Origin of the sequence: Gemmatimonas sp. (assembly GCF_036405635.1) — a bacterium.
Taxonomy (GTDB): Bacteria; Gemmatimonadota; Gemmatimonadetes; order Gemmatimonadales; family Gemmatimonadaceae; genus Gemmatimonas.
In genome coordinates this window covers 1-26392 of the sequence record NZ_DASWXE010000204.1, presented here as the reverse complement: position 1 = coordinate 26392, position 26392 = coordinate 1, and the positions used below count along the sequence as shown (strand labels likewise).

19 protein-coding genes are annotated in these 26392 nt (G+C 64.6%); 8 read left to right on the top strand and 11 right to left on the bottom strand.

What is annotated here, in order from left to right:
• From VGE27_RS16040 to VGE27_RS16020, 5 genes are all read left to right on the top strand, one after another.
• Positions 1 to 322: phosphopantetheine-binding protein (locus tag VGE27_RS16040; protein ID WP_331050684.1), on the top strand; the 322-nt coding region annotated here is incomplete at its 5' end.
• Complete coding sequence (locus tag VGE27_RS16035; RefSeq protein WP_331050683.1) at positions 322 to 8286, top strand: non-ribosomal peptide synthetase/type I polyketide synthase; 7965 nt, start codon at positions 322 to 324, stop codon at positions 8284 to 8286. The genes VGE27_RS16040 and VGE27_RS16035, both read left to right, overlap by 1 nt.
• 8 nt (positions 8287 to 8294) lie before the next feature.
• On the top strand, positions 8295 to 9065 hold the full coding sequence (locus tag VGE27_RS16030; RefSeq protein WP_331050682.1) for a serine aminopeptidase domain-containing protein: 771 nt from the start codon (positions 8295 to 8297) through the stop codon (positions 9063 to 9065).
• Position 9066: 1 nt separating this feature from the next.
• Positions 9067 to 9915, top strand: coding sequence for a hypothetical protein (locus VGE27_RS16025; protein ID WP_331050681.1), 849 nt, complete (start codon positions 9067 to 9069; stop codon positions 9913 to 9915).
• 74 nt (positions 9916 to 9989) lie between these two features.
• On the top strand, positions 9990 to 10637 hold the full coding sequence (locus VGE27_RS16020; protein WP_331050680.1) for a 4'-phosphopantetheinyl transferase family protein: 648 nt from the start codon (positions 9990 to 9992) through the stop codon (positions 10635 to 10637).
• A gap of 21 nt (positions 10638 to 10658) precedes the next feature.
• Here VGE27_RS16020 and VGE27_RS16015 read toward each other — a convergent pair whose 3' ends face one another.
• Positions 10659 to 11933, bottom strand: a complete 1275-nt coding sequence (locus tag VGE27_RS16015; protein WP_331050679.1) for a vWA domain-containing protein — start codon at positions 11931 to 11933, stop codon at positions 10659 to 10661.
• Between the two features lie 29 nt (positions 11934 to 11962).
• Between VGE27_RS16015 and VGE27_RS16010 the strand changes: the two genes are divergently transcribed.
• Together VGE27_RS16010 and rfbB are read left to right on the top strand one after the other, a co-directional pair.
• On the top strand, positions 11963 to 13249 hold the full coding sequence (locus VGE27_RS16010) for an MFS transporter (protein WP_331050678.1): 1287 nt from the start codon (positions 11963 to 11965) through the stop codon (positions 13247 to 13249).
• A gap of 55 nt (positions 13250 to 13304) precedes the next feature.
• Positions 13305 to 14378 carry a dTDP-glucose 4,6-dehydratase gene (gene rfbB, locus VGE27_RS16005; protein WP_331050677.1) on the top strand — a complete coding sequence of 358 codons (1074 nt, stop codon included), beginning with the start codon at positions 13305 to 13307 and terminating at the stop codon, positions 14376 to 14378.
• Here the strand turns inward: rfbB and VGE27_RS16000 are convergent.
• Both VGE27_RS16000 and VGE27_RS15995 read right to left on the bottom strand, forming a co-directional pair.
• Positions 14365 to 16455: a TonB-dependent receptor plug domain-containing protein gene (locus VGE27_RS16000; RefSeq protein ID WP_331050676.1), complete on the bottom strand. Its 2091-nt coding sequence runs from the start codon at positions 16453 to 16455 to the stop codon at positions 14365 to 14367. The two genes, rfbB and VGE27_RS16000, sit on opposite strands and share 14 nt — an antisense overlap.
• A 93-nt stretch (positions 16456 to 16548) precedes the next feature.
• Positions 16549 to 18006 carry a magnesium chelatase gene (locus VGE27_RS15995; protein ID WP_331050675.1) on the bottom strand — a complete coding sequence of 486 codons (1458 nt, stop codon included), beginning with the start codon at positions 18004 to 18006 and terminating at the stop codon, positions 16549 to 16551.
• Between the two features lie 303 nt (positions 18007 to 18309).
• Here VGE27_RS15995 and VGE27_RS15990 point away from each other — a divergent pair, with 303 nt between their 5' ends.
• Positions 18310 to 18498 carry a hypothetical protein gene (locus tag VGE27_RS15990; protein ID WP_331050674.1) on the top strand — a complete coding sequence of 63 codons (189 nt, stop codon included), beginning with the start codon at positions 18310 to 18312 and terminating at the stop codon, positions 18496 to 18498.
• Between the two features lie 112 nt (positions 18499 to 18610).
• Here the strand turns inward: VGE27_RS15990 and VGE27_RS15985 are convergent, their stop codons facing one another.
• The 8 genes from VGE27_RS15985 to VGE27_RS15950 form a co-directional block, all read right to left on the bottom strand.
• Positions 18611 to 19687 carry a hypothetical protein gene (locus tag VGE27_RS15985; protein ID WP_331050673.1) on the bottom strand — a complete coding sequence of 359 codons (1077 nt, stop codon included), beginning with the start codon at positions 19685 to 19687 and terminating at the stop codon, positions 18611 to 18613.
• Complete coding sequence (locus tag VGE27_RS15980) at positions 19671 to 20276, bottom strand: hypothetical protein (protein WP_331050672.1); 606 nt, start codon at positions 20274 to 20276, stop codon at positions 19671 to 19673. The genes VGE27_RS15985 and VGE27_RS15980 overlap by 17 nt, the downstream gene beginning before the upstream one ends.
• A gap of 4 nt (positions 20277 to 20280) precedes the next feature.
• A complete protein-coding gene (locus VGE27_RS15975; RefSeq protein ID WP_331050671.1) occupies positions 20281 to 21630 on the bottom strand; it encodes a (Fe-S)-binding protein in 1350 nt (449 codons plus the stop codon).
• Positions 21631 to 21673: 43 nt separating this feature from the next.
• The gene (locus VGE27_RS15970) at positions 21674 to 22843 is read right to left on the bottom strand and encodes an FAD-binding protein (RefSeq protein ID WP_331050670.1); all 1170 of its coding nucleotides are present in this window, start codon (positions 22841 to 22843) and stop codon (positions 21674 to 21676) included.
• Entirely contained in the window at positions 22840 to 24249 is a 1410-nt protein-coding gene (locus VGE27_RS15965) for an FAD-linked oxidase C-terminal domain-containing protein (protein WP_331050669.1), read from the bottom strand. The genes VGE27_RS15970 and VGE27_RS15965 overlap by 4 nt, the downstream gene beginning before the upstream one ends.
• Before the next feature lie 72 nt (positions 24250 to 24321).
• Positions 24322 to 24804, bottom strand: a complete 483-nt coding sequence (locus VGE27_RS15960) for a response regulator (RefSeq protein ID WP_331050668.1) — start codon at positions 24802 to 24804, stop codon at positions 24322 to 24324.
• 99 nt (positions 24805 to 24903) lie between these two features.
• Positions 24904 to 25812 carry an RNA polymerase sigma factor RpoD/SigA gene (locus VGE27_RS15955; RefSeq protein WP_331050667.1) on the bottom strand — a complete coding sequence of 303 codons (909 nt, stop codon included), beginning with the start codon at positions 25810 to 25812 and terminating at the stop codon, positions 24904 to 24906.
• Between the two features lie 252 nt (positions 25813 to 26064).
• Positions 26065 to 26392, bottom strand: a 328-nt coding sequence (locus tag VGE27_RS15950) for a 3-dehydroquinate synthase family protein (protein ID WP_331050666.1), incomplete at its 5' end; no start/stop codon positions are given.

Sequence of the window (26392 nt, the reverse complement as noted above, 5' to 3'; positions counted from 1 at the left end):
ACCGGCCAGTGCCACGGAACGACAGCTCGCCGACGTATGGCAGCGGGTGCTGGAGGTGGACGGCGTCGGGGCGCTGGACAACTACTTCGAGCTCGGCGGCACGTCCTTGCTCAGCCTCCAGCTCACGACAGAAATGTCGCGCGCGCTGGGCCGCGAGCTTTCGGTCGTGCAGCTCTTCCAGCACCCGAACATTCGCGAATACGCCAAGGCCATCGGGACGCAGCAGGCACCCGATGCCGGCCTCAATGCGATGCAATCGCGCGCGCAGCGCCAACAACAGGCGTTGCTGCGATCGCGCCAGTCTCACCGGAGAACGACGTAATGGATCAGGCACGCGACGAGGCGAGCCCATTGAGCACCGATGACCTGTCGACCGCACCCGACACGCTCGATGGCGTGGCGGTGGTCGGCATGAGCATGCGCGTCCCGGGCGCGGACTCTCCAGAGCAGTTTTGGCAGAATCTGGTGCAGGGAATCGAAAGCCTCGACCGGTTCACCGACGACGAGCTGCGTGGCACCGGCATGTCCGAAGAACGACTGGCCGATCCGGGCTTCGTGAAGGTCCGTGGTCTTTTCAGTGATCCGGAAGCCTTCGATGCGGCGTTCTTCGGCTATAGCGTGCGCGAAGCCGAGTTGATGGATCCGCAGCAACGCGTGTTTCTGGAGACTTGCTGGAATGCGCTGGAGCACAGCGGGCACGCGCCCGGTCGTGTAGCGGGCATCGTCGGCGTGTGGGGTGGTCAGAGCACGGGGATGGAGAACAACACCTATCTCCTGAGCAACCTGCACGGCAACCCGTCGGCCAGTGCCCCCGAGGATGCACTGCCGAAAATGCTGGGCAATGCCAACGACTATCTCGCCACGCGGGTGTCGCATCGCATGGACTTGCGCGGTCCGAGCATGAACGTGCAGTCCGCGTGTTCCACGTCGCTCGTCGCCATCGCGCAGGCGTATCAGTCGCTCATGACGTACGGCTGCGACATGGCGCTGGCGGGTGGTGTGGCCGTGTCCTATCCGCAAAAGGATGGCTACGACTTCCAGGAAGGCGGCATCGGATCGCCGGACGGGCATTGCCGCCCATTCGATGCGAAGGCCGCCGGCACGGTGTTCAGTAATGGTGTAGGCGTGGTGGCCCTCAAGCGCCTCGATGATGCGCTGGCCGACGGCGATCAGGTGTACGCCGTGATCCGTGGTGCAGCCATGAACAACGACGGTGCGGCGAAGATGAGCTTCGCCGCACCCAGTGTGGAAGGGCAGGCGCAGGTGATCGCATCGGCGCAGGCCATGGCGGGTGTGTCACCGGACTCCATCGGCTACGTGGAGTGCCATGGAACCGCTACCCCCATCGGCGATCCGATTGAAGTGGCGGCGCTCACCCGCGCGTTTGCGCTGGGCACCACACGTCGGCAGTTCTGCGCGCTGGGTTCGGTGAAGTCCAACATCGGGCATCTTGATTCGGCCGCGGGTGTCACGGGCTTCATCAAGGCGGTGCTTTCGTTGCATCACCGGCAGATCCCGCCGACGCTGCACTTCGAGAAACCGAATCCGGCGATCGACTTTACGAACAGTCCGTTCTTTGTCGCGGACCGCCTGCGGGAGTGGACGCCAACAGACTCACCGCGACGGGCCGGTGTGAGTGCGTTCGGTATTGGTGGCACCAACGTACATATCGTGCTCGAGGAGGCACCACAGGATGTGTGCGCTACGCCGATTGCCGGTCACAGCGAAACACAGCTGCTGCCACTTGCCACCAAAACGGCTTCGGCACTGGACGCGGCGGCGTTGCGACTTGCTGATCATCTCGCGACGAACGACGCCGCGTTGTCCGATATGGCGTTCACGTTGCAGGAAGGTCGTGAGCCGTTCCGGCACCGGCAGGTGGTGATGGCGGATGCTGCAGCAGCGGCGACGACGGCATTGCGTCGCGGCGATCGGCAGACGGTCGCCCGCGCGCAGGTGCTTTCCTCCGGCGGGCGAGTGGCGTTTCTCTACCCGGGCGGCGGTACCCAGTATCTCGACATGGGGCGCGATCTGTATCGCGAATTCCCCGTGGCGCGGGAGTGGATGGACCGAGGTCTCAACACGTATCGGGCACGCACCGGCGTGGACCTGCGCGCGACCTGGTTTGCCGACGCGGCTGACCACGACGCCGCGCGCCTCGCGTTCGAGCGCCCATCACTGCAACTGCCGGCCATCTTCATTCTGCAGGTCGCCATCACGCGTCTCTGGATGAGCTGGGGTATCCAGCCCGACGCGCTATTGGGACACAGCCTCGGCGAAAACACCGCGGCCCACATCGCCGGTGTGCTGTCGTACGACGACGCACTGGGATTGGTGATTCTGCGTGGTCAGTTGTTCGAGCGCGTGACACCGGGCGGCATGCTGAGCGTGGCGTGCTCCGCTGCAGATGCGCAGCGGTATCTCTCTCCACAGGTGGACTTGGCAACGATCAATGGAGCGGCGCAATGCACGCTGTCCGGAGATCAGGATGCGCTGCGGCAGTTGGCGCACCGGCTCGATGGGGATGGTGTGGAACATCAGATCATTCCGATCGCCATCGCCGCGCATTCGCATCTGCTCGACCCGATCCTCGGTGACTTCCGCGCCTACCTGCAACGGATCACGCTGAGTGCGCCCACGCTACCCATCGTGTCCAATCGTTCAGGTCAGTGGCTGACTGATGTCGAGGCACGGGACCCGGAATACTGGGTGGGGCATCTGCGGAACACGGTGCGGTTCGCAGACGGGCTCTCACTGCTGGCGTCCGTCGAGGAACGCGTATTCGTCGAGTGCGGTCCCGGAAAGGTGCTCAGTTCGCTGGCGCGCCTCGAGGGTCAGACGCCCGCCGAGCGTATCGTCGCCTCGACACGGCACGCGGAAGAGTACGTGCGTGACACGGATGCGATGCGCTTTGCGGCCGCGCGATTGTGGACCTTGGGAGCGCCTCTCGACTGGCAGGCCGTGCGCAGCGCCACCGGCACTGTACCAGCAGCGCGGCGTGTGCCGATGCCCACCTACCCGTTCGCGCGCACGCGCTATCTGATCACGCCGACACATCGCGCGAATGGTGCGCCGGTCAATGCGTTACCGGAGTTCCCTGGCGTCGCCATGGCTGCAGTTCCGAATCACACGATCGCGATGGACGCGGTCGTTCATCCCGCCCCACCCGAGACGAGAGGCCCTGTGGCTCGCCGGAGTTATATCCAGGATCGCCTGCAGCACATCATCAGTGAAATGTCGGGCATGACGCTCGCCGATGTGGATGTGCAGGAGACGTTCCTCAACATGGGCTTCGACTCCTTGTTTCTGACGCAGGCCAACCTGCGCTTCAAGAAGGAGTTCAAGGTCAAGATCACGTTCCGGCAGCTGTTCGATGCGGCTCCATCCATTGCCGCGCTGGCTGGTTACATCGACCGAGAGCTACCGTTGGACGCATTGCAGACCGAGTTGTCCGCCACGAGTGCAAGCGTTGCTCCAGTGGTGGGCGACGCGATCGCTCCGGTGTTGCCGTCAGTGGCGACTCCCATTGCTGGCGGCGCGATGTCGTCACCGTTGCAGCAGGCCATTGCGCTGCAGATTCAGGCCAACACCGCCCTGCTGACCGCATTGCAAGCCCAGGGGACTATTGCTGCGCCTGTGGCTACGGCCGCATCACCAACCACTGTCGTGCCGTCCGCGCCGCGCCGTCCGGAGTTCAAGCCCACCGTCACGCGCCCTGCGGCGACAGGGCGTTTCGGGCCGTTCAAGCCCGTGCAGAAGAATCTCGCGGAGGCGCTGTCGCCTGCGCAGGAGCAGTACCTCGCGGACTTCATTCAGCGCGTCATCGACAAGACGCCGAGCTCCAAGGCGTATACGGCGCAGCATCGCGCGCACTTCGCCGACCCGCGCGCGGTCTCGGGTTTCAAGCAGGTCTGGAAGGAGATCACCTATCCCATTGTAGGCGATCGTTCGAAGGGTGCGCTGGTGTGGGATATCGATGGCAACGAGTACGTGGATTGCGCCGGTGGATTTGGTGCCACGTTCTTTGGTCATGCACCCGATTTCCTGCTCGATGCCGTGCGCGCCCAGATGGAGCGCAGCATCGACTACGCGCCGCAGTCACCGTTGGCCGGACCCACAGCGCGCCTGATCTGCGACCTCACGGGACATGAGCGGGCCGCCTTCTGCAACACGGGCTCGGAAGCTGTGTTGGCCGCCATGCGCATGGCGCGCACTGTGACCGGCAACGATACGATCGTATCGTTCTACGGCAGCTATCACGGCATGTTCGATGAAGTGCTCGTGCGCCCACAGGAGATCAACGGCGAGCGCGTGAACAAGCCCGTGGCGCCAGGTATCCCGGAGAGCTCCAATCAGAACATGGTGGTCCTCGAGTACGGGGATGCCGCGAGTCTCCGCTATATCGAGTCGATCGCCGACGAACTGGCGGCCGTGATTGTCGAGCCGATTCAGAGCCGTAATCCGGAATTGCAGCCGGTGGCTTTCGTGCGCGAGCTGCGTGCCCTGACGGAACGGTTGGGCATCCCGCTGATCTTCGACGAAATCATCACGGGCTTCCGCGTGCATCCGCGTGGCGCGCAGGGTTGGTACGGAGTGGACGCCGACCTGTGCGCGTATGGCAAGGTGGTGGGTGGAGGTATGCCGGTGGGTGTGGTGGCCGGGCGCGCGCAGTACATGGACGCACTCGACGGCGGCGGGTGGCAGTACGGCGACGAGTCGTTCCCCGAAGCGGGCGTCACTTACTTCGCCGGCACCTTTGTGCGGCACCCCACCGCCCTCGCGGCCGTGAATGCGGCGATGACGCGCATGACCGAGGCCGGTCCGGAGTTGCAGGCTGCCCTCAACCGGCGCACGGCAATGTTCTGCGAACAGGTGAACCGTTCATACCATGCCATGGGCGTGCCCGTGGAGCTGACGTATTTCGCGTCGGTGATTCTGCCGCGGTGGTATGGCAATCCGGATTTCGAAAGCCTGTTCTTCCACCATCTGCGCTTTCACGGCGCGCACATCTGGGAAGGCCGTCCGGGCTTCTTCTCGGTGGAGCACACCGACGCGCACTTCGCGCGTCTGCATGAATCGTTTGTGGCAGCGGCCAGCGATCTGCAACGCGCCGGGTTCCTGCCCGTTGCGGATGCGCAGGTCGACGAGCGCCGCGACTTCTCTCCCGCACAACGGGAGCTGTGGCTTGCACTGGCCATGGGGCCGGATGCTCGCGCCGCCTACAATGAGCAGGTCCTGTTCGAGTTCGCGACCGACCTCGATGCCGATGTACTCGAGCTGACGCTCGACAAGGTGGTGAATCGCCACGCCAGTCTGCGGAGCGTCGTGCACGACGATGAGCAGGGCATGCGCGTGCGACACTACATGGCGCCGACCTTTGCAGTGGTGGATCTGTCGGCCATGGCGGAGGCGGATGCTGCAGCGGAAGCCCGGCGATTGGCGGGCGCACACATCGATGCGGCTTTCGATCTGCACCACGGCCCGCTGGTGCGCCTGATGGTGATTCGACTCGCGCCCGGCCGCACCTGGCTGGCGTTGGCCGCTTCGCACCTGGTGTGCGATGGTTGGTCGCTCGAAGTCATCATGCAGGACATTGCCCATTTCTATGAGGCAATGCGCACGGGGCGCCAGGTCGATCGCGGCACGCCGCCGGCGCTGACCGACTTTGCGCGCGCGCTGGAAGAAAAGGTATCGGGTGGCGAAGTGGCAGACGCTGAGGCGTACTGGCTGGGGCAATACCGCGAAGTCCCGGAGCCGGTGAATCTGCCGTTCGATCATGCCCGTCCTCCGATCAAGACCTATCGAGGTGAACGCCAGCTGTTTCACATCGACGCCGCAACCGCAGACCAGCTGCGCGCGTTCGCCAAGGCGCAGGGGTGCACACTCTTTGTCGCCACACTGACGGCGTACGAGTTGCTGCTGCACAAGCTGTCCGGTTGCCGGGATCTGGTGATCGGTATTCCCGCTGCCGGTCAGCCCGGACTCGGCTTGCCGGGTCTTGTGGCGCATGACGTGAGCTTCCTGCCGCTGCGTGACCAGATCGATCCGACGAAGGCGGTGCGTAGCATGCTCGACGAGGTGCGCCGCAACTTCACGGACGCGCAGGGAAGCCAGGATTTCGCCTATGGCGACTTGTTGCAGAAGATCCGACCGCGCCGTGATCCGAGCCGCATGCCGCTGCTCACGGCCGCGTTCAACATGGATCTCGAGATGTCACCCCTGCATCTTGGCGGCACACGGGGCATGTTCGTTACCACACCGCGCGGTTACGTGAAGTACGACCTGTTTTTCAATCTGGTCGACCTGGGCGCGGGCCGTGGACTCGATCTCGAAGTCGACCACAATGCCGACCTGATGGAGGCCGCGACGGCCACGCATTGGGCGTCACTGTATCGGGACCTGCTCGCCAATCTGCCGCAACATGCTGAAACGCTCATCGGCGACCTGCCGGTGGGAGGTACCGGCATTCTTGCCCCCGCGCTGTCGGGGCAGGACACTGGCGCGGCGACGTCCACCGATACACTGGTGTCGCTTTTCGAAGAGGCCGTCGATCGCTATGGGGACCGGGACGCCGTTCTCTTTGAGGGCGAATCGCTGACCTATCGCGAGCTCGATGCACAGGCCAATCAGATGGCGCACTGGTTGCGAGCGGAAGGCATACGTCCGGACGATGTGGTGGCGCTGCTGTTCGAGCGGTCGCTGCCCATGGTCGCGGCGATGTATGGCACGCTCAAAGCGGGAGGAGCTTATCTGCCGCTCGACACCTCGCACCCGGCAGCTCGCCTCAAAGAGATTCTCACTTCGGCCGCACCACGTGTGGTGCTCTGCACACAGGGGGAGCTCCCGAAGCTCGCCGCGTATGTGCCTGCCGGCGTCGAAGTGCGCGCCATTGATGCACCGGAGGCTGGGTGGCGCACGCAGTCCACAGCGCGTCCTACTCCGGCGGCAGCACCGGACCATTTGGCGTACGTCATCTACACGTCCGGTTCGACGGGCATGCCGAAGGGTGTGATGAACTCACACCGCGGTATTGCGAGTCGGTTGCGCTGGGCGCAGCGACAGCTCGGTCTTTCGACCACCGATGTGGTGCTGCAGAAGACGCCGTACACGTTCGATGTGTCGGTGTGGGAATTCTTCTGGCCGTTGCAGGTGGGCGCCAAGTTGGTGTTGGCCGCACCGGGCGGACATCGTGAGCCCAGGTACCTGAAGGAAGTCGTCAGAGAGCAGGGTGTCACAGTCATGCATTTTGTGCCGTCCATGCTGGGCGCGTTCCTGAGCGAACCCGGTGTGTCGGCCTTGTCCTCGCTGCGCATGGTGTTGTGCAGTGGTGAAGCCCTCGGTGTCGCTCATCGGGATCGCCTGCACGACCTCTGGCCGAACGTCCGATTGGTGAACCTCTACGGCCCGACGGAAGCGGCCGTCGATGTGACGTGGTGGGAGTGCGCGCTGGACGACCACTCCTCACCGATTCCCATTGGCTGGTCGGTCGACGACACGCAGCTCTACGTGCTCGACGCGACTGGGCGCCCTGTGCCCCGCGGTGCTCAGGGCGAGTTGTACATCGCCGGCGTGCAGGTCGCACGGGGATACCTCAATGACCCGGTGCGGACTGACGAGCGGTTTGTTTCGCTGCAGAACGGCACGCGCGCCTATCGTACCGGCGACCTCGTACGGCAGCGCCTCGATGGCGCCCTCGAGTTTCTTGGACGGAGCGACAGTCAGGTGAAGGTGCGTGGCTTCCGTATCGAGCTCGGTGACATCGAGGCGAAGTTGCAGGAGATTCCAGGTGTTCAGGCCTGCGCCGTGCTGGTTGCCCATGAGGGCGCGGACGACGATCGACTTGTCGCCTTCATAGAGGCGGTTCCGGGTACCGTGGTATCGCAACTCAAACTGCGGCGCGAGCTGGCCAGCCGTCTTCCCGACTACATGCTGCCGCAGGTGTTCACCGTCATGGAGCGGTTACCGCTCAATGCCAGCGGCAAGATCGATCGCCGTGCGTTGACTACGGTGCTGGATGGTTCCTCGGCAACCACCGCGTTTCGGGCGCCGAGTACGGCGGCAGAGCAGCGAGTGGCCGAGATCTGGCAGAACGCGCTGAAGACCGACCGCGTGTCGGCGGACGCCTACTTCTTCGATCTGGGCGGGCATTCGCTGCTGGCGATGTCCGTCTCACGCGAGATGGAAGCGGCACTTGGGCGTCGGTTCGACCTGCGGGAGATGCTCATGAGCAATCTGTCGCAGCTGGCGGCGCTCGTGGACAGTCTGGCTTCGCAGGTGGCCGGCTAGTGGAGGCGATGTTCTTCGGCCCACCGGATCGGCAGCTGTACGGTGTCTATCATCCTCCTGCCCGCGCCCGTGCAGACAATGCGGGTGTTGTGCTGTGCTATCCCATCGGACAGGAGTACATCAGGATCCACCGGGCTTTTCGGTGGCTGGCCAACCAGCTTGCCGGGCAGGGTTTTCATGTCCTGCGCTTCGACTACTCCGGTCAAGGTGATTCGGCCGGCGATTTTGGCGATGCGCGCATGGCTGCGTGGATCGAGGATGCGCGGATGGCGGTAGGCGAGCTGGTCAGCGCAGCCGGTGCCTCGCAGGTGGACGTCGTCGGACTCCGGGCTGGTACGCTGGTGGCAGCCGGCGTCGCCGATCTCCCCGTTGTGCGTCGACTGGTGCTATGGGAGCCCCGGGAATCGGGGGCGGCCTTTCGCGATGAACTGATGGCCGCCCATGTTTCGAGTGAACTACCACCCGAAGCACAGGTCGACGAATGGGGCATGCTGGCCATACAGGGATTCGCGTATTCGCCGTCGTTTCTCGATGATCTGGCCGCCTCGGGATTTCCCGCGGCGCCGGCCAGGGGCTTGGAGGCAATGCTTCTGGTGAGTGCGATCCCCGTTGCCGGGCTCGAAGCCATGGTGGCGGGAGCAGTGGCGACCGGCGTGAAGGTCGATGCGCGCTTGGTGGACAGTCCGACGAACTGGACCAGTATCGACGATATGGGAGGGCTGTTTCTGCCGATGGAGCCGATGCGTGCCATCGTCGAGTGGCTCGATGCCGGCCGCTAATGTGACCAGAATCCCTTGGCGTGAAGAGGTCGTGCAGATCGGCGCACCGGTGCCTTTGCATGGCGTGCTGACGAGGCCCGCCAGCGATTCATTGCCGTTCGCCCTGGTGATTCTCAACTCGGGGCTGTTGCACCACGTGGGAAGCTGCGGCTTCTCGGTCAAGCTGGCGCGCGCGGCAGCGCAGATCGGCGTTCCCGCGCTGCGCTACGACACCTCCGGCGTTGGTGACAGCCCCGCTCGGCCCTCGGGAGCGTCGCATGATCGGCGATCGGTTTCGGAGTTGCTCGAGGTCCTCGATGCGATGCAACGCCAACTGGGCGTGGACCGTTTCGCGCTGATGGGGCTCTGCTCTGGCGCCTTCACCGCTTTCGACGCATCGGTGATCGATGATCGGGTGATCGCGATGACGCAGGTGGCGCCATTCACGTACCGGACCGGTGAATGGTACGCACGCCACTATGTACCGCGAGTGCTGACCTACGACACGTGGCGTCGGTATATCGCCCGAAAAGTCGGCGCTGAGGCAACGCGTCCGTCTGGCCTCGATGAACAGTATCTCGAGGCCTACGATGCTGGCTGGAGTGTGCCACCGCAATCGGTAGTCGAGGACGGGTATCGCAGTCTGCTTGCGCGCCGGGTGCACCTGTTCAATATCATGACCGGCGGCGAGTCGGATTCGTATCTGTACGAGGGGCAATTCCGGGACATGTTCCCCTCGCTCGCATTCGACGAACGGTTCATCGAGTGGTATCTGCCCGAGGCCACGCACACCATCACACGACCCGACCATCAACGGCTCGTGTTGTCGCGTATCGTGCAATGGCTCTCCGGCATTGCCCGGCCCAGATGAACGGCGTCACCTCCGGTCCGTTGCAAGCGTTGGTCGAGCAACGCCTGCGCGCCGGTGTCCCCCTAGTTGTAAGAATGCGCGTCAGCCGACCGCCCGTGTCGGCCCAGGCGGCAGAGCTGCTACTGCCGCCATCCGATCTGCACCGCATCCACCGCCTGCGCCGCGAAGAGGATCGATCCCGCTCTCGCCTCGCACTCGTCATCGTTCGTATGGCCATCGGGGCATGGCGTGGCGTGTCACCTGACCTGTTGCATATCGAGCGATCCCCGTCGGGCAAGCCGAGCATCGCCGGATCGCCGGCATTCAGCATCACCCATGCGGATGATTGCGTGGCCGTGGCGTTTGTCGCGACGGGACACATTGGCGTGGATGTCGAGCCGGTACGCGACGATCTGGACCTCGATAGCATCGCCGAGCGATGCTGGCACGTGTCCGAATACGACACCTGGCGTCGGGTATCACCGGAGAAGCGGCCGGCATGGTTCGCCCGTCACTGGACGGCGAAAGAATCGATCGTCAAGGCGCTGGGTCTCGGTGTCGATAGCATGGCGGTCATTGCCTGCGACAGCTGGACCACTACTGGGTCGAAGCACCGCGTCCTGGAACTGGGCGGGTATGGGGATCCGTCCTCGTGGTCGCTGTTGCTTGCCGCTGACGGCGACTTCCGAATGGCGGTGGCCACCGATCAACGCTCGCACGACATAGAGATCATCGCTCTCTAGACGAAGAGCGCTGTGACTGCGTCAGCTCACCCGTCGCGTCTTCTTCTTGAGAAAATCCATCAGCACGAACTGCCCGAGGCTCATCGTGTTGGTGAAGTACGCCTTGCCGCGACTGATCTCGCTCACGCGCTTCACGAACTCCACCAGCGCCCTATCGCGCGCGAGCATGAACGTGTTGATCATGATGCCACTCTTCCGGCACGCGGCCACCTCGCGCAGCGTCTCGCCAATGACGTGCCCGTCGAGCCCCATCGAATTCTTGTAGATCTGGCCATCGGGCATCGTCAGCGCCGACGGCTTGCCGTCAGTGATCATGATGATCTGGCGCATGTCCTTTTTCTGCGCCATCAGCAGGCGACGGGCGAGCTTGAGCCCTTCGGCCGTATTCGTGTGGTACGGGCCCACCTGCGCCATCGCCAGGGTCTCGATCGGAATCTCCTCCGCGCTGTCATGGAACAGCACCACGCGGATCGTATCGCCCGGAAACTGCGTGCGAATGAGGTGCGTGAGAGCGAGCGCGACTTTCTTGGCCGGCGTGAAGCGGTCTTCGCCGTACAGAATCATCGAGTGTGACGTGTCGAGCATCAGTACCGTGGCGCAGCTCGAACGATATTCGCTCTGTCGCACCATGAGGTCGCTGTAGTCCAGGTCGATCGGCACGTCGAGTGAACCGGACCGACCCAGGGCATTGGCCAGCGTGGCCGGCACGTCGAGGTTGAGCGTATCGCCGAACTCGTAGGGCTTGCTCCACGCATCGCTCTCCACGCCGGTGGCGAGTTGCGGCGTGTCGTGACTGCCGATGCTCGACTTGCCCAATGAGCCGAGCAGATGGCGCAGCGTCTTGAAGCCGAGGAAATCGATGCCCTTGCCGGTCATGTTGAACTGCACATCACGAGCGGCCGCTTGCGACAAGGATCCCTTGCCGGTCACCGGCTGATGACCCGCCGGTACCTTGCCGGCACTGTCGAGCGTGAGAAATCCGTCCTCGACCAGCCGCTGCACGAGACCATCCAGCAATTCAGCAAGCTTCTCCTCCGAGACATCGTCGCCTTCACCGCGCAACGCCTTGAGCATCTCGGGCGTGATCTGGCCGCTTTCAATCAGGGCACGGAGAATGGCTTCCTTGAGCGCGTCGACCGAACGATCGGGTTCGTCGCCGGGCTCGCCCCAATACGGGTCACCTCCGCCGGCAAAGCCCGATTGCAGCAGAAAATCGGCCAGCTGGTCAAGCAACGCCTGCAAGTCGACGGCGTCGGACAGCTGCGGATTGAACTTCGTATAGGTGTGGAAGCGCATGGTCGCTACTGTTCCTCTGGAACCCACACATGACTCACGGCGCGCGATCTCTCGATCCGGCGACAACGCCCACGTCCGGTGCCCGCTCCATCAACCCATTTCGGGTGTTGCGGCGTCACCGGAACTTCCGGCTGTTCTGGACCGGACAGACTCTGTCGCTGATCGGCACCTGGATGCAGACGATGGCTACCGGGTGGCTGGCGCTCCAGCTGTCCAACAGCGCCTTCGTCGTCGGACTGGTGGCCTCGGTGAGTGCCATCCCGGTGGTCTTCCTGAGTATGCACGGTGGCGCGCTCGTAGACCATGGCAATCGCCTGCGTATCGTGCGTGTGACACAGGCCATTTTTTTGCTTCAGGCGTCAGCCCTGTGGGTGATCACGCTCACCGGGCATATCTCCATTCCCTGGCTCCTGCTGCTGTCCTTCGTACAGGGACTGTGCAGTGCCATCGAGATTCCCGCCCGGCAGAGCCTGTTCATTCAGCTCGTGGGGCGCGAGGATCTGCAGCCCGCCATTGCGCTCAATTCGAGCGGCTTCAACCTGGCCAAGATCATCGGTCCGTCCATCGGCGGACTGGTCATCAACCAGCTCGGTATCGCCTGGTGTTTTGGGCTCAATGCCATCAGCTATGGCGCCGTGTTGTGGGGGCTGGCCCTCATCCGCCTGACCGACGAACAGACGGCTTCGCGCGGGTCTCTGGCGGAAGCCCTCTCCCAGAGCACCAGCAACGCCATCGACGGCGTGCGCTATCTCCTGCAGCCAGGCCCGGTGCGGCAGCTCCTCACGCTGGTGACGTTCAGCGCCATCCTCGGCGGTCCCTTTCTCACGCTCATCCCCGTGGTGGCGCGCGACCAACTGCACTTGGGTCCCGGCGGATACGGATCATTGCTGACCATGGTAGGACTGGGCGGTCTGCTCGGCGCGTTGCTGATTGCCGGCCCGCTCTCACAGCGCCGCGAGAAAGGCCCGATCATGCGCGTGGCGGCCATGGTGTTTCCGGTCACGCTGCTGGGGCTGACCATGACACGCTCGTTGCACGTGGCGTGGCTCTTTCTGTTCGTGACCGGGGTGTCGATGATCGTCTTCACAGCCCTGTCCAACGTGGCACTGCAGTTGCTGGTCGATGATCGGTATCGCGGTCGCCTGATGGCCTTCTACGCGCTGGTGTTCATCGGGTTGTCACAGGCAGTCGGGTCGCTCGGGCTCGGAGCGCTGGCGCGCGCGATCACGGCGCCGCACGCGATCGCCGTAACGGCCTCCATTCTACTGATGGCGACGGTGTCGATGCGCCGTGCAGAGTTCTGGAGGCGGATGTGAACACCTCGCCGTTCTGCGGAAGCACTGGCCCGGAGCGAAATCAGGGGCTCGCGGCATGAGCACGGCCTCGGCTCGTCGGATGCTGGTCACAGGTGGCGCGGGGTTTCTGGGTGCCAACTTCGTGCGGTACTGGGCAGCACGGCATCCCAGTGATCACCAGGTAGTCCTGGACGCACTGACCTACGCCGGCGATCGATCGCGTGTGGCCGATCTCGAGACGAATGGCCCGGTGTATTTTGTCGTGGGGGACATCGGCGATGAACGGCTCGTGCGTGAGCTGATGGTGCAGCAGCGCATCGACACCATCGTGCACTTTGCCGCAGAAAGTCATGTCGATCGCAGCATCGTCGATGGGGCAACGTTCGTGCGTACCAATGTGCTCGGGACGCAATCCTTGCTCGATGCTGCACGTGCGGCCTGGTTCGCGCAGGGACAATGGCGCCCCGGCGTGCGCTTTCATCACGTGTCGACGGATGAAGTGTACGGACCACTGGCTCCCGACGCTCCGCCGTTCAATGAACGGTCGCCGTACAACCCCAGTTCGCCGTACTCGGCCAGCAAAGCCGCATCGGATCATCTGGTGCGCGCCGCAGGCGTTACCCATGGCCTGCCGTACAGTATTTCGCACTGCGCCAACAACTACGGCCCGTTCCAGCACGCCGAGAAACTCATCCCCTTCATGGTGTCGCAGGCGCTGGAGGGGCTGCCGCTGACGATCTATGGCGACGGGCTGCAGCGCCGTGAATGGCTGGCCGTGCAGGATCACTGTGCCGCACTCGACGCCATTTTACACGCGGATGTAGCAGGAGAGACCTTCTGTATCGGCGGCGGCACGGAGCTCTCGAATCTCGAGCTGGTGCAACGCCTGTGTGACATGATTGACGCACCGTTTCAGGCCGATGCGTCGTTGCGGGATCGCTTTCCGCGATGCCCGGCCGCGCTCGGCGTGCCATGTCGTTCTCTCATCACCCATGTGATGGATCGACCGGGGCACGATCGACGCTATGCTCTCGATTCCACAAAGCTGCGCGTCCTGACAAACGCGAGCCCCACGACGGAGTTCGGCGTGGGGCTCGAGCAGGTTGTGGCAATGGCGCTGGGCCGGATCCGTTCGATCAGTTCAGCGTGAGCCCAAACCGGATCGTACGACCAGGCTGCGGCAGACCGCACTGATCGTACACCGTCTTGTTGCCGAGGTTGTCCATCGCCACGAGAGCGGTGAGGCGCTGCAGCAGGCCGCTGCTCCGCATCGAGAACGTCCGCGTGACGGCGGCGTCGGCAACCGTCTGCGCCGCGAGCTCCACCTGCCGCCCGAGATCGGGATGCTGGCAGTACTGCGTGCCCGTATAGCGTCCCATCACGCTGGCGCGGAAGCCGGCCAGCGTCGGTGAAATCACGGCCAGTGAACCACGACGCTCCGGATTGTGCTCCGCGACGCGTTCGTTGGCGGTCGTGATCGTCTGGTCGTACACGCGAATCTTCTGAATCGTGGCGTCGGCCGTGATCGTCGCACCCTTGAGCGCCACCGGCGCCCACGACGTGAGCACTTCGGCGCCGGCACTGCGGATCTCGTCGCGGTTGATGCGGCGGAAGAGGCGGTTTGGCAGCGTGATGCGAATGACCGCGTCGTCCAGCACGTGACGGAAGCCGACGACCTGCATCATGAATCCGTTGTCGGCGAACTTGCCGCCATCGAGTGTGATGCCGCCTTCGAAGCCGAGCAGGTTTTCGGGACGCAGGTTCGGATTCGGGTCGAAACGATTGAGGGCGCCGCTGTACAGCTCACGCAGGGCGGGGAAGCGCGCGCGCTCACTCACCGAGGCATGCAGGCGCACACCGTCGTTCACCAGCAGCGTGGAGCCCACGCGCCAACCCGTCTTCTGCAGGGTTCCCAGTGACGTACGGCCGCCCGTTTCCGGCGTGCTCGCCTCGTCCTGCACCACGCCGCCGCTCACGAGCAGGCGCGAAGCGATCGGCACTTCGAGTTCGGCGCCGTAGCTATTGAGTTTCTGCTCGAAGCGCGTGGCCGTGGACGTCGCGAGCTGTGCATTCAGTGTCTCGTCGTACGCCACATTGCTGAACGTGCCGGCCAGCTTGAGCTGGGCCGCAAACGGCAGCGAGTGCGTGGCCTCAATGCGCGCGATGCTGGTGCGCTCGCGTCCCTTCTCTGTGGACGAGATCGTGCTGTAGGTGCGGTTGCTGTACGTCTCGATCTCGAGATCCTGTGTGGTCACACCGGCGCTGGCGTTGAGCGAGCCGAAGCCAAACGGCGTACGCTGCACACCCGTACCCGCCGACGCGATACCGAGCGACCGCGACTGCGACGGATAGCGCCAGTACCGCGGCGCCGTGATGTGCTGTTCGGGTGCGACCCCGCGCTCGGCGGTGTATGCCGTTCCCGTCAGGCCGAAGAACGCGCCAGAACGGTGATCGTAGCGGATGGCACCAAAGCCGTCCGTCTGATCGAGATCAGTGTTCGTGCGGAGCTTGTCGTTGCGACGATCACCAGCATCCACCGCTCCGCCGGTCAGCCCATCACCCGGATCTCCACCGGGGAGTGCGAACCCTTCGCGGTAGCGATTGGTGACACCGCCGCGAATGCGTAGCGTGCCGTTGCCCACAGCAATCGGCGCCATGCCGCTGGCCGACAACACGCGGCTCGAGAACTGGTCGAAGCCGGTACCGATGCGCAGGCTCGGACTGGTGTTCGCATTCAGCGGACCGTTGAGGTCCATGCGAATCACGCCGCCGAGCGTGTTGGCGCCCTGCAGCAGCGACGAAAGGCCTCGCACTACCACGACCTGATCCACGCCGGTTGTGGGCGTGATCGAGAGGTCGACGCGCGAGTCCCAGCTCACGGAGAGCGGCAGACCATCCAGCATCACCGACGCTTGGCGCGAATCGGAGCCACGCACGCCGACTTCCATTTCGCCGCGGGAGTTCTGGCGAATGGTGACGAAGGCCGTCTGCCGCAGTACATCGGCCAGCGCGGGCGCCGGTGCCAGTGGTACGGGCAGAGAATCGGGGCGCACGACGACGGCCGTGGCGCCGCCGGTGACAGTGGGGGTACGACTACCGCGCACATTGATGCGCTCGATGGATCGAGCACTGGTGTCGCGAACGGGCGGCTGTGCCGACGCTTGGGCGCCGGCGGCCTGCGCTGTCAGCACGACAGCCAGGATGGGGAGGGGGAGGGTGCGAAGCATGCGGCAACCTGTCGCCGCCTACCTTACAGGTTCATTAATTGTTGAGGTACCGGATGAGAAATTTCCGGTACCTCAAACATCACCTACGTTTCGTCACCCGAAATAGTCCTGTTGCCCCGGACGGCGTCTGCTCTCCCGTTCTGCTCGCCGGTAAGACCCGGTATCGGTACGGGAAATCTTGCGGCGGGCGACCAGCGCCTCAAGCACCAGTTCGCAGGCTACCACCACCAACGCCGAGTCGTTGCGCGGGGCCAGCCCCAGTGCAGTCACCGTGTCCACGAGTCCGGGCACCAGATCGAATCCCTGACGCACCAGCGACAGCCCGATCTCGTCGGACACCTGCAGCGCGCTGCCCTGTTCGAACCAGATCACGATCTCGTCGGTGTCGAGATCACCGGCCCGCGCCTGCAGCGTCGCGTCGCACGCACGTCGAATCAGTTCGCGCGCAATCGCCGCGCCGCCCACCAGCTCGCCCTCGTACTCCAGCTCCATCTTGCCCGTGATGGCCGGCAATGCGGCATACACGTCGGCAATGCGCGGCACCGCTTCACTCTCACCGCTTCGCAGCGCACGCTGCTCGGCGTTGGACACCACATTCTCCATCGTGGTGATGGGCATGCGCTGCGACACACCGGAGCGACGATCGATGCGCTTGTCCTCACGCGCCTCGAACGCCACGCGTTCCACCACTTCTTCGATGAGATCGGGCACGCGAATGGCCACGCCGTCATCGCGACGCGTCCAAGCTTCCTGTTGTGTGATGGAAATGCCGAGCTCCACCGACTCGGGATAGTGCGTGATGATCTCGCTGCCGATGCGGTCCTTGAGCGGCGTGATGATCTTGCCGCGCGCCGTGTAGTCTTCGGGGTTGGCCGTGAAGCACAGCAGCACATCGAGCGGCAGGCGCACCGGATAGCCTTTGATCTGGACGTCGCCTTCCTGCATGATGTTGAACAGACCCACCTGCACCTTGCCGGCGAGGTCGGGCAGTTCGTTCAACGCGAAGATGCCGCGATTGGCACGCGGCAGCATGCCGTAGTGAATCGTCAGCTCGTCGCTCAGCAGGTGTCCACCACGTGCAGCCTTGATCGGATCCACGTCGCCGATGATGTCGGCCACCGTCACGTCGGGTGTGGCGAGTTTTTCCACGTATCGCTGGTCGCGCGTCACCCAGCTGATCGGCGTGTCGTCGCCATGCTGGTCGACGAGCTGGCGCCCGTATTTGCTGATCGGATGGAACGGATCGTCGTTGACTTCGCTCCCGCTGATCACCGGCATCACTTCATCGAGCAGCGTGGTGAGCGCGCGCAGGATGCGTGACTTGGCCTGTCCACGCAGGCCCAGCAGGATGAAGTTGTGCCGTGCCAGCAGCGCGTTGACGATCTGCGGCATGACGGTCTCTTCGTAGCCGAGCACACCGCGAAAGAGCGGGCCACCATCCTGGAGGCGCGCGACGAGGTTGCGGCGGAGTTCGTCCTTGACGCTGACCGGACGATTGGTGGCGTATCCGGAGCGCTTGAGCGCACCGAGTGTTTCAGGAAGTCGGGACACGGGACCTCAGGGTGTGGGCCGGTCGGTTCTCTAACACAGTAGATCGTGGGCGCTCCGGACGCACCTGCGGGGTCGGATTGGGTCGGGTGGGTTGAACCAACTCGTTGAAAGGCAATCGCTTCCCCGTTCGGGAAGCGTGACAGAGGTCGCCCGTTCACACTTGACACTCCCGTCCGGTATCGTACATTCCCTTCGCTCGTTATCCCGTCGTTGGTATTCGAGTCCCCGTCGGTACCGCACCGAGGGGGCCGTGCGCTTTACTGGACGCACGGCGCACACACCGCACCGTCTGGAGTCCTCCACATGAAGCGCATCGCCCTCGTCGCCGCTGCAATCGTGCTCGCCGCCTGCTCCGCCAAGGAAGAGGCCCCCGCTGCTGACTCGACCGCTGCCGCCCCGGCCGCCGCTGCGCCGGCTCCGGCGCCGATGGACTCGGTGAAGCCGGATTCGGCCGCCGCCGCGCCGGCTGCTGACACGGCCGTCAAGCACTAAGCCGAGTACCAGCTGCCTCGCAGCTGAACGAAACGGGGGCGTTCCACTCGGAGCGCCCCCGTTTTGCATTTGCTGTCCGCCAGGTCTGTGGCCCACCGGGCGTTATCCCGCATCACCCCGAAAAGGGCAGGGCTTCCACGCGCACCGGCGCCAGCGTTTCCCGCGGTACCGATCCGCCATCGACCGTCGTGAGCAAGCGCGCGTGCACCGACGTCCCCGGTGCGATTTCCCGCCGCACCATGCCAATCGCGATCGCCCCAAGACGCGGAGACACCGCAGTGCTCCGCACGTCGCCGATCACCTTGCCTGCGTCGTCCACCAGTTGGGTGCCACGCACCAACGGCACCGTGGACGACAGCCCGCGCAGATGTTTGTTCACGTGGCCACGGAAGTGCACCCGCGCCACCGTTTCCTGTCCCGTGTAGCACCCCTTCGTGAAGGAAATGGCCTCGAGGGCGTCGAGGTTGGCTTCCTGCGGGATGGTGTTTTCGTCCATGTCGATGAACATCGTCGGACGGCCACCCTCGATGCGGAGCAGTTCGGCGACTGACACATCCGCTTCCGGGCCACAGGCACCGACGATGCGCTCACGAATCGCCTCGAACCGATCGGCCGGCACCATCACCCACACGCCCTGGACACCAGACAGCGTCGGGGCCTGCACCACGCGCACGTCCGTGTCGCCAATGCGCGCGGCGCCGGAAGCATCGGGATCCGCTACACCGATCGATTGCAACGCCGTCTGCAGCTGCTGCCCGTAAATGGCGCAGGTCACCCAGAGCGCACTCTCGTCCGTCGTGCGGGCGAGACGGGGATTGATGTACTTTCGCGCGAGTCCGAGCCAGCCTTCCACCGCGGTGGCATCCACCGAGATGAAAAACGTGTCGGCATCGGCACGCACGATGGTCATGTCGGCCACCATCTTGCCCTTGGGTGTGAGCGCAGCGGCGTACTGGCTCGTTCCCTCGGCCAGCAGACTCACGTCATTCGTGACCAACCCATTGAGCGCATCCGTTGCCTTGGGGCCGTGGATGCGGCTCCATCTCCCCGGATGCGTGAACCACGTGACGCCGGCGCGCAGCGCGTCATAGTGACGCTGCTGCTCTGCGGTCAGTGGAGCGGGCGCGGCAAAGGACTCGGGCGCATCGGACGTCGCAGGCAGCGACGATGACTCAGGAAGCGTCGACATCCACGAATGCTGACGCGAGGACCGCTGTTTGTGAACTGCTCTCCCGGACGCGGCGCTGCGACCGCGGGATCTGCATGGCGGTCAGCCGTGCATCGATGGCGTGCCAGCTTCGTGACAGTGTGGTGTCGCGGCTCGATCCCGCCGTCGATCGGTCATCGGCGCATCGCAGCAAGGTGATGTGGTGCTCGAGATCAGAGAGCGCCAACAGCGGCTCTACATCCCGCCGAAGAGAATCGGCGCGCAACGCGACGCGATGGCCGGAGGCGCTCGCCTGTACGATCTCCCGCCGAATCGTGTCGTCCAGCGCGACACCCTGCGCCAGTTGTGCCGCGTAGTGCCGCTGAGCACGCAGTGCCACGAGATCGGCGGTGGTCTGGTCCACCTGCAGGCCGGCCTCGGCACGCAGCGCGATCACCGCCTGCACGGCTTCATCGAGCGAGCGACCTGCCATCAGCGGTCGCACGTCACTGATCTGCACGTCGATCTGCTCTTCGGCGCATGCCTTGACGATGGCGTTGGCGCGCGCATCCAGCGTGTCAGCCAGCACACCGTCAAACGCGACGATCAGTGCCGGCATGTATTCACGCATGTGTTCACGACGCGGAGGTGCGCGGGGGATACGATGCGGCAAGCAATTCGATCGGATGCACGACGGTGGTGTCACTGCCGCTGAGCAGCAGCCCCGCCCCCAACTGCATCATGCACCCCGGGTTGCCCGTGGCCAGCACCGAGGCACGCGTTTCGGCAATGCGTGCCAGTTTCGGTGCGAGCACCGCATCGGATGTGCCGGGCTCCACGAGATTGTAGATGCCGGCCGATCCGCAGCACTGGTCGGCGTCTTCCAGCGGCACGACCTCGAGCCCTTGAATGACGCTGAGCACCTTGAGCGGCTGTGCCACCACGCGCTGTGCGTGCATCTGGTGGCAGGGTGGATCGTGCGTGACACGCAGTCCACCGGCGAGCACTCCAGGCACCGGCCCCGCCGCTGCGAGCACTTCGCTGATGTCGCGTGTGCGATCGCTGATCCGCTGGGCGCGCGCTGCCCACTCGGGTTCGTCCTGCAGCAGGTGCCCATACTGCTTGAGCATGGCGCCGCAGCCCGCCGCATTGACCGCGATGGTGTCGGCACCGGAGGCTTCGAACGCCGCCACATTGAGTCGCGCCAACGCCTTGGCGCCGTGCATGTCACCCGCGTGCGCGTGCAGCGCTCCGCAGCATCGCTGACCCGGTGCCTGGCAGAGGGCGTGCCCGTTGTGGGCCAGCACGTCGACGGTGGCGGCGTTCACGTGCGTGAACAGGCCAGACATCACACAGCCTTCGAGCATCGCCGTCTTTCCCGACGCAGGCGCCGTCCTGGCAGGCGTGTCCGGAGCTGTTCCACGCGAGGCGTCGTGTGATTGCGCGCGCGCCTCCTTCACTGCACGAGAAGGCGTCGTCGACGCCAGCATCGCCATGGGGAACGCCAGTCGTGCAGGCAGCAAGCGGGCCAACAATCGCGGTAACCCGGTGGCGCGGAACACTTTCGCGCCAATCAGCGCCGCGCGGAGCAGCACGTGATGCCGGAAGACGAACAGAATCGGGCGCGCGATGAGCGGGATGCCCCGCGTCGGCGCCATCGTCGCGCGCGTGGCCTCCAGCAGTTCACCGTACGGCACACCCGATGGACAGGCCGTCTCACAGGCGCGGCACCCCAGGCACCGATCGATGTGCTGCGCGGCGGGATCATCGAGTGCGATGTCGCCTTCGAGCATGCGACGCATCAGTACGATTCGTCCGCGCGGTGAATCGTTTTCGTCTTCGAGATTCACGTACGTCGGACACGCCTGCAGGCAAAATCCGCAGTGCACGCAGGCATCGAGGCCCGCGGCGGCGTGGGCGAGCGGCGTGTTCGGCAGAGCGCAGGGCGCCGCCGCCGCGTGTGCAAGATCGCGAGAGCTGGTCATGGCGCTCATCACGGGAAGTCCGATAGAGAAAACGACGGGCGCATCATACCGGCAGCGGAGCGGGCGCGGAATCCATGGCGCTCACGCGGTTGCAGAGATCATCGGGATCGAGGGCGCGCTTGATACCGGCTTCGAGCGGTGTGCGCGCGGGGTACTGGCGTCGGCCCTGATCTAGGGCGATCGCAATGGCATGCGAGGCGCCAAAAGTGGTGGCCAGCCTGGCGACAGTGCTCAGGGCGCGCGTGACGCCGTCCATGATGTCTTCCGCGTCGCCCGCACTCGTTGCGGTTGGCAGCACCACTCGCAGAGAACCCCGGTGTGGAGAATACGTGAGCGATGCCGTGGGAAACGCATCCCGTGTGGCACGTACAAACGGCACGGCATCCGAGAGTGCAGTGCGCAGTCGTAGCACGATGGCATCGTCTGGTGTGTGCCGTCGCGCGGCGATGTCGTCGGGCGACAGAGCTTCGGGGTTCTGCATGCCCAGCTGCACCAGGCGCGCACGGAGGGCGTCCACGCGCGCGAGGTTTCCACTCACCCGTGCCAGCAGTCGCGGCGCTTCACCGGGTTCGAGCACAACCTGCATGGGAATGGGCGCACGGTTTGCCACCAGCGGGGGAATGGCATCGCCCAGTTCGGCGGACAGGCGACCGCCGAGCACCACATCATGCACCGGGACGGCGTGCAGTCGCAGGCTGACCTCGGCGATCGCGCCCAGTGTGCCCCATGCCCCGGTGTGCAGTCGTACCAAGTCGAAGCCCGCGACATTCTTCACGACGCGTCCACCCACACGCGTGACAGCACCGGTACCGGTGATCACCGTGAGTCCGAGCACGAGGTCGCGTACCGAGAGATCATCGAGCGCGAGTGGCGCGGCGGACGCTGTGGCGATGGTCGCCCCAATGGTGGACTCCGTGTCGCCATACGGAGTCAGGGCGAGCATCTGCCCGTGTTCGGTCGTGATGGCAGACAACTCGCGCATGGTGGTGCCTGCCCCCACCGTGATCACGAGATCGCCGGGAGTGTACTCGACGATGCCGGCCAAGCCGCGCAAGGACACGGGAGTCGCATCGACGAACGGACCGCCGCCCTGCAGCCATGTCCCACTGCCGATGAACCGCATCGGCTGCACGGCCGCGTGATGTGCGCGCACCGTTGCCGCCAACGCGTCCACCGAAGCGGGGGAGGTTGCACGCAGAGTGGGATGGCTCATCGCCGCACCGCCGGAGTCGCATGCCATTCCCTGCAGGCATGCACCGGCACGACCTTGCCGGGATTGGCGCGCCGGTCCGGATCGAACACCGCGCGCACGCGACACATGGCATCGAGTGACTCGGCGTCGAACAACGTCTCCATATAGGGGAGCTTGTCCAGCCCGACACCGTGTTCGCCGGTGATGGTGCCGCCCACATCGATGCAGGTCTGCATGATCGCCGACATGGCGGCATGCACCCGCGCGCTTTCGTCGGCGTCTGAGGCGTTGTAGGGAATGTTGGGGTGCAGGTTGCCATCACCGGCATGGAAGACATTGCACACGCGCACATTGTGCAGCGTGCCGATGTCGTTGATGCGCGCCAGCACTTCCGGCAGCCGTGTGCGTGGCACCACCGCATCCTGCACCACGAGTGCCGGGGCAATGCGTCCCATTGCACCGAACGCCTTCTTGCGTCCCTGCCACAGACGCATGCGGTCGGCCGGTTCGGTGGCCACCAGCACACCCCGCGCGCCACAGTCATTGCACGCGTCGCGGATGAGGGCCACGTCGGCTTCGAGGCCGTCGGCCACACCATCCACCTCGCACAGCAAGATCGCCGCGGCGTCGATGGGATAGCCGGCCGCATAGATGCTGGCTTCCACCGCGCGGATGGTGGCGTTGTCCATCATCTCGAGTGCGGCTGGCACGATGCCGGTGGCAACAATCTTCGAGACTGCGCGGGCCGCGGCGTCCACCGAGGAAAAGTCGGCGAGCAGCGTGTGTACCGCGTCGGGCAGCGGCACGAGGCGCACCGTGATTTCGGTGGCGATCCCAAAACATCCTTCGCTGCCGATGAAGGTGCCCAGCAGGTCGTAGCCGTCGGGTTCACCGAAGGCGTTGCCGAGTCGGGTGACGGAGCCATCGGGGAGCACGACTTCGCACTCGACGATGTGATTGAGCGTCACGCCGTACTTGAGGCAGTGCGGGCCACCGGCATTCTCCGCCACGTTGCCACCGATGGTGCACACGGTCTGGCTGGACGGATCGGGGGCGTAGTGCAGGCCATAGCGGGCCGTGGCTCGGGAGAGCTTGGCATTCACGACGCCGGGCTCGACGCGGGCGATGCGATTGACCGGGTCGACCTCGATGATCCGGGTGAGGCGGTTGAGCCCAACCAGCACCACATCATCGGCGAGTGCGCCGCCGGAGAGCCCTGTGCCGGCGCCACGCGGCACAAGGGGGGTGCCGGTTCGGGCGAGCTCTCCGACGACGGCAATCAGCTCGTCGCGGGTGCCAGGCAACACGGCCAACGATGGCGTCGCCCGGTATCCGGGGAGGCCGTCCGCATCGAACACCGCCAGCTCCTGGCGGCGTTCCTTCACCCACTGGGCGCCGACGATCGCGGCGAGTGCATCGCGCAGCATCCCGACAATCTATCCAGCACGCTCGACCGAAAGGGATCGGGTGCTGCGATCACGACGCGGGTGGTGCCAGGTTCAGCCCACCGGATGAATCAGGTGGACCACATCACGCAGCGTGACAAGGTCGAACGGTTTCTGCAGCACGTGCTTGTGCTGGGCGAGCACGCTGCCTGGGGTGGCATCGTGCACCGCGTCGCCGGTGGTCAGAATGACGCGGGCAGCCAGCGCCGGTCGGTCTTCGGCAATCGTGCGAACAATCTCGTCACCAGAAACCAGCGGGAGGTGAAGATCACAGACCACGACATCGAAGCGGGCGTCGCCTTCTTCGCTGCTCGCGCGCAGGAGTTCGAGCGCCTGTGCACCGTCGCCAGCTTCCTCGACCGTCCACTGTTGGCGTTCAAACCATCGCTTCAAGGCGAACCGGATTCCTGGTTCGTCGTCAACGATCAACACGCGCGGCAATGTATACCTCCAAGGAACGTGAAAACGGCGGGCCCCCGTCAACGGAGACCCGCCGTTTTCAACATAACCTTCGTTGAACAGCGCAGACAACGCCATCAGCAACAGCGCGCCAGCTATTGAATGCTGAGCTCGCTTCTTAGCACACGCATCTCACATAAAGAGTGTGCGCTACCGCACCAAGGCGGCGGTGGGTGATCAGGCTGCTCCCCAGAAACCGGCAAGCGCGCGACCATCGGGCGATTCACGCAGCTTCTCGAATGCTCGTTCGCGGATCTGGCGAATGCGTTCGCGGGTGACGCCCATCAGGGCCCCGATGCGCTCGAGGGTCATCGCTTCTGCCCCTTCATCGAGCCCGTAGTACAGGTACAGGATCTTGCGCTCGCGCGGCGTGAGATACTTCCGGAATACGCGATCGATGAACTCGCGCATGAGACGGAAGTCGGTGCCGTCTTCGATGTCGGCGTGCGTCTCGCCGGCGAAACGCTCGCCCAGCGTGGATGCTTCGCGGTCCTGCCGATCGATGGGGGCGTCCAGCGAGACTTCGGTGCTCGTGATCTGGCGGGCGTTGCGGACCTGCTCGACGGGCTCTTCCAGCAGCTTCGACAGCTCAGCGTCGGTGGGCTCACGGTTGAGCACCTGCGAGAGGATCATCTCGCCACGGGCCATTCGAATCAGCTGCGAATTCTGGTTCAGCGGGATCCGGACACTGCGGGTCTGCTCAGCGAGGGCTTTCAGGACCGCCTGCCGGACCCACCACACGGCATAGGAGATGAACTTGACGCCCTGGTCCGGGTCGAATTTTCGGACCGCCTTGAGCAGGCCTTCATTGCCGATGGCGACAAGCTCCGAGAGATCGAGTCCGTGGCCCTGATACTTCTTCACATACGAGATCACGAAGCGGAGGTTCGCCGTCACTAGGCGTTCCGCGGCGGCTTCATCGCCTTTCTGGGCCAGTCGCGCCAGCCGACGCTCTTCTGCGGCGTCGGTGATCAGGGGCAGCTTCTGGATGTCGTGCAGGTATTGGTCGAAGGCGGTGGAAGGAGCGGAGCGGAAGAAGCCTTTGGAACGAGCTTCGGAAGTCCTGGTCGCGGCAGCTGCCTGCATACGCCCTCGCCGTACGTGAGCTCAATGTCAGGCCGGTAAAGGCCCGGGGGGTGGGAGCGCCACGATAATGTTCCGGGATGGACCGGTCAACAAAAATTTTCACAGCATGACATTTCTACGCACTCAAACAACACTTTCGTGACATCACCGGCGCAGAATCCGTGAAAATAGCCGAGTGATGAAGTTTACATTGGTGAGGGACAAGGCGGACTGGAGTGTACGGATCGTGCACGACGGCCAAAGCCGGGCCCGTCAGGACGTCATTTTTGACAGAACCGACGACACCAGCGCGTCATCTACCGGCAAGGCCCAACGGCCTGCAGCCGGCTCCATGACCCCCATCGCGCGGGGGAGTGCGTAGCGGGCCGCCCCACTCCGGGCCTTCTTGTCCCCGTGCGTTTCCGCCACAATGGCCGCCACACTGATACCGGCCGGCAGGTGCGCCGGAAGGCCGGCCCGGATGACACCGTCCTCCACGGTCGCCGCCAGGTCGGCTGGCGCGATCCCCAGCGCCACCGCCATCCTGGCCTCCGCCACCATACCCATAGCGACCGCGTCGCCATGCAGCATGTCGTAGTTC